This is a genomic window from Parolsenella sp., from assembly GCF_982402205.1.
This window is the reverse complement of record NZ_CEVYAT010000129.1, coordinates 1-4,668: the sequence shown is the minus strand read 5'-3', so window position 1 is coordinate 4,668 and position 4,668 is coordinate 1. Positions and strand designations below refer to the sequence as shown.

Below are 4,668 nucleotides of genomic sequence, written 5' to 3'. Positions count from 1 at the left end.
CCTCAGCGTCGTTCGAGATGAGCAGGTTGAAGGCCACATCGACGTCGCCCATGCGGCCGGCGGCGTTGAGGCGCGGCACGAGCGAGAACGGCAGGCCGTCGGCCTCGATGGCCGACAGGTCGCAGTTGGCCGCGGCGGCGAGCGCCACGAGGCCCGGGCGCGTCGTGTGGCGCATGCGCTCGATGCCGTCTGCCACCAGCGCGCGGTTCTCGCGCGTGAGGTTCATCATGTCCGAAATGGTGCCCAGAGTGGCGACGTCGGTGTACTCGCGCCACAGGTTGGGGCGCCCGGCGCGGCGACCCAGCTCCTGCACGAGCTTGAGGGCCACGCCAGCGCCGGCAAGGTCGCAGCTGGGGCAGTCGTGGTCGAGCTTGGGGTCGCACACCGGCACGCCCGTGGGCACGAGGTCAGCCGGCTCGTGGTGGTCGGTCACGACGACGTCGATGCCCTGCTCTCGCACCATCTCGACCTCGGCCGCGGCGGCGATGCCGTTGTCGACCGTGATGATGAGGTCGGGGTGGCAGCCCTCGACGACGCGCCCGAGCGCCTCGGCGGACAGGCCGTAGCCCTCGCCAAAGCGGCGCGGGATGTAGGGGTGCACCTCGGCACCCAGGTCGCGCAGGCCCAGGGTAAGCAGGCACGTTGAGCTCATGCCGTCGACGTCGAAGTCGCCAAAGACGGCGATGACCTCGCCCGCCCTCACGGCGCGCTCCACGCGGTCGGCCGCGGCAACGAGGCCGGGCAGCTCGCGCGGGTCGAGCCAGTCGCGCTCGAGCGAGGGGGTGAGGAAGAGCTTGGCCGCGGCGGCGTCGCGGATGCCTCGGGCCACCATGACGCGCGCGGCGAGTGGCGTGACGCCCGTTGCCGCGCGGACCTCGTGCTCGGCGGCTATGTCTTGGGGCAGAACGTGCCAGCGGCCGCTCTCTCGCAGGCCGGACATGGGGCTACTCCCCGTCCTTGGCCGCGGTGGCGCTGGCCTGCTCGTCGGCGGTCTGCTCGGCGTCGACGGCCGTGGCGATGGCGAGTGACGCCGATCCGTAGAGGCCGTAGGTCACGAGCATGCCCGCGGCGCCGCAGCACACGGCGCAGGCGAGCTCGCGGGCAAAGCCGTCCCTGAGGACGGCCAGGCCGATGTAGACGACGATAACGGCGGTCGCGACCACCAGCGAGCGGCGCAGCACGAGCTGCTCGGCCTGCTGGCAGGACTTGCGCACCGAGAGGCCCTGGGCGCGGCCCTGCACGTAGGCGCGGCCGAGAAGGAAGGCGACGATGATGTCGGCGACCTCCATGGCGGCGATGCCGGCGATTTCGGCGCGGCCCAGGACCACGAGGTCAAAGCGGGCGGCAATCGTGAGGATGCCAAGCGAGACGATCGTTGCGATCACGGGCAGCTCGCAGACCACGCGGGCGGCGCGCCTGCAGGGACGCAGCGCGCAGGCCCAGGCGATCACGGCGGCCACCAGAACGGCACCCCAGAGCAGAATGACGGACTCGACGGCGTCGCCGCCCACAAGGCCCTCTACCTCGGCGGGCTCGGTCTGGGAGAGGGTGCAGGGAAGCTCACCGGACTTGAAGGCCGCGGCGTAGGCGTAGGCCTGGTCCTCGGTGAAGCCGCCGGCGACGTTCATCTTGCCGTTCTCAATCTTGCTGGAGACCGAGGGCGTGGCCACAATCGTGCCGTCGACGATCACGGCGATCCGGCCCGAGGAGCCCGACAGCTCGTCGGTGACGCTCGCAAGGGCGCTCGTACCGTCGGAATCGAGGGTGAGGGTCACGGCGTAGTAGGTCATGCCATAGTAGGACTGGGCGGTGACGGAGGCGTCACGCACATTGTCCGAGGTGGCGAAGGCGTCGTAGGTGCCCGGCTCGAGCGTCACGTTCTTGGCGTTGTTCTGGATCTTCTGGAGGGCGTCGGCGTCGGAGACGGTGTCGAGGCGCGCGAGCTCGAGGTGGCCCGTGCGCGTGAGGGCATCGGCCACGGCGTTGGCGTCATAGCCCTTGGGCACGCGCAGCTCAATCGCGTCGTCGCCGCTCTTGGAGAGCTGCACGTCGTGCTGATCGAGGGCGCCCGCGCGGATCTTGAGCTTGGCGAGGACGTCGTCGATCGAGGCGTCGCCAAGGTCGGAGGCTGTGAGTGTCACGGCGTTGGCGCCGCCCAGATCGCAGCCCAGGGGGATGCCCCAGGCGGGCAGGATCATCGCCACGATCGAGGCGGCCGCGAGCAGGAGCACGAGGACGCCCACGCCAACGTGGCGGCGGCCCTCGATGGTCGTGCGCGACAGCGGCTTGGCCTCGCGGGCCTTGCGGTCGTCCTTCTCGGCAGGATCGCCGCCCTTCTCGGCGGCGTCATTGGCAGGTGCGTTCTCGGCGGCGAGCGTGGGCTCGTCGGCCTTCTTGTCCTTCTTGTGGAGCATGGGTCCCCCTTTGCGCGGGGCCGCCGCGCTGGGCGACGCGCGCACTCGTCGTTTAACCCATCAATTGTACCTAATGAGCTGGACGTACGCTGCAAGCCGCGCCAGGCAAGCCGGCCCGGCGCGGCCCGGGCCCCAAACGGGGGGGCGCCCGCGTGGGCACGGGGCTCACGCGGGCGCGCGGGATGCTTGCCCTGCCGAGGTGCGCCAGCGGCGGCGCATCTCGGCACGGATGTGTATGGGAGTCAAGAAAGGCGCAGGTGGGAGGCCTAGAAGTCGTTCGACGCGGGCGAGTTCATCCAGTCGCGGTAGAACTCGGCGTAGGTGCCCTCGGCGATCGAGGCGCGTACGCGCCCCATCAGGCGCAGCAGGTAGCGGATGTTGTGCTGCGACAGCAGGATGCCGCCGAGCATCTCGTGCTGGCGCACGAGGTGATGGATGTAGGCGCGCGAGAAGCCGCCCGCGCAGGCCGGGCAGTCGCAGCCCTCGTCGAGCACGCCGTGGTCGTGCTTAAAGCGGGCGTTCTTGAGGTTGAGACGCCCCTCGCTCGAGAAGGCCGTGCCCACGCGGGCCGTGCGGGTGGGCAGCACGCAGTCGAACATGTCGACACCAGCGGCCACGGCGCGCACGAGCGTCGTGGGATTGCCCACGCCCATGAGGTAGCGCGGCTTGTGCCTGGGCATGTGGTCGGAGACGAGCGGCTCGAGGGTCTCGAACATCGTCTCGTGGTCCTCGCCCACCGAGTAGCCGCCAATGCCGTAGCCCGGGAAGTCGCCGCACTCCTCGAGGTGCGCGAGGCTGCGCAGGCGCAGGTCCATGTGCATGCCACCCTGGACGATGCCAAAGAGTGCCTGGTCGGGGCGAGTGTGGGCGCGCCAGCAGCGCTCGCCCCACATGCTCGACAGCTCAACGGCGCGCTCGACGTAGGCGCGCGTGGCGGGGTAGCCCGGGCACTGGTCGAGCTGCATGCAGATGTCGCTGCCAAGCTTCTCGGCAATGGCCATGTTGTCCTCAGGCGTCCAGTGGATGCGCGCTCCGTCGTACTCGACCGCGCGGAAGCTCACGCCCTCGTTGGTGAGCTTCATGAACTCGTTGTGCGAGAAGACCTGGAAGCCGCCCGAGTCGGTGAGGATGGGCTTGTCCCAGCGCATGAACTCGTGCACGCCGCCCATCTCGGCCACGAGGTCTGCGCCCGGGCGCATGGCGAGGTGGTAGGTGTTGTTGAGGATGATCTTGGCCCCCAGGTCCTCGACCTGCTGGGGCATGAGGCCCTTGACCGTGGCCTTGGTGCCCACGGGCATGAAGATGGGCGTGGGGACGTCGCCGTGGGCCGTGTGGAAGACGCCGCAGCGCGCGTGCGTCTTGGGGTCCTCGGCGGTGATGTCGAAGCGGAACAGGTTATCGGGAAGGTCGCGCCCCTCGGGCCAGTTGGCCTCGCGCGGCTCGTGCGTGTGCGTCATGCGTGGTGCCCCTCTTGTTCATGGTGGCCGCGCGGGGCGGCCCTGCAGGGTGGCCGGCCGGGGTGCCCGGACGGCCATGGCCGCCAGGCGGCCAAGTTCCCGAATTGTCTCACATCGAGGGATTCTCGGCGTGGTCGGCCTTAGTGTCCGCACGATACGCAACAATGGATGCAAACGCAGCGAGCAAGGGAGCAAGCGATGGCAGACGAGGAAGAGACGCGGCACAAGCAGGCCATCGAGAGCGAGCAGGGCAGCGACGACGAGGCCCGCGATCAGGGAGACGTCGAGGCAACCGAGATGGCAGTGGACGCGACCTCGGAGTTCGCGGAGGCAGCAGACGCCCCCAATGGCGACGAGGCCGAGAATGTCGAGGCAGACGCCGGGGCATGCGGCGCCGCGGCTTCGAGGGCAGATGGGGACGCTATGGAAAACGCCGAGGCCAGCGCTGACGTTAGCGAGCCCGCCGAGGCCGGCGCCGCCGCTCAGGCCGAGGACGCCGAACGCGACGAGAGCGACGCCGGCGAGCAGGCCGGGGACGCCGGCCACGGCGAGAATGACCCCGGTGCGCCCACGCTCATCGACCGCGCCCGCGCCTACGCACAGGCGGGCGGCGAGCAGGTCGCGGGAGGCGTGGCCGCCGTGCGCGAGCTCGCCGAGGCCAGACGCGCCCACCAGGCGGCGCGCTTCGAGCTCGAGGCACTCGAGCGGCAGGCGGGCGAGCTCACCCAGGAGCTTGGCCACCGCCGCGAGGTCGAGGCCAACTTCGACGCCATCCTCGCGCTGCAGCAGCGCGAGGA

4 protein-coding genes are annotated in these 4,668 nt (G+C 70.3%); 1 reads left to right on the top strand and 3 read right to left on the bottom strand.

Translation table 11 applies throughout. The features are described 5' to 3' along the window. The 3 genes from AC1VTH_RS06820 to tgt form a co-directional block, all read right to left on the bottom strand. Positions 1-940: single-stranded-DNA-specific exonuclease RecJ (locus AC1VTH_RS06820; protein ID WP_481335409.1), on the bottom strand; the 940-nt coding region annotated here is incomplete at its 3' end. Between the two features lie 4 nt (positions 941-944). Then, a complete protein-coding gene (locus AC1VTH_RS06815) occupies positions 945-2,414 on the bottom strand; it encodes a SecDF P1 head subdomain-containing protein (protein WP_481335408.1) in 1,470 nt (489 codons plus the stop codon). Positions 2,415-2,680: 266 nt separating this feature from the next. Beyond that, complete coding sequence (gene tgt / locus AC1VTH_RS06810; protein ID WP_481335407.1) at positions 2,681-3,871, bottom strand: tRNA guanosine(34) transglycosylase Tgt; 1,191 nt, start codon at positions 3,869-3,871, stop codon at positions 2,681-2,683. Between the two features lie 198 nt (positions 3,872-4,069). On the opposite strand from tgt, the gene AC1VTH_RS06805 reads away from it, so the two are divergent. After that, positions 4,070-4,668 (top strand): hypothetical protein (locus AC1VTH_RS06805; RefSeq protein WP_481335406.1); only part of this gene is annotated, 599 nt, incomplete at its 3' end.

Bases quoted from the DNA above. Each gene is read 5' to 3' on its own strand.
- AC1VTH_RS06815 (WP_481335408.1), bottom strand. From the start codon at position 2,414: ATGCTCCACAAGAAGGACAAGAAGGCCGACGAGCCCACGCTCGCCGCC.
- tgt (WP_481335407.1), bottom strand. From the start codon at position 3,871: ATGACGCACACGCACGAGCCGCGCGAGGCCAACTGGCCCGAGGGGCGC.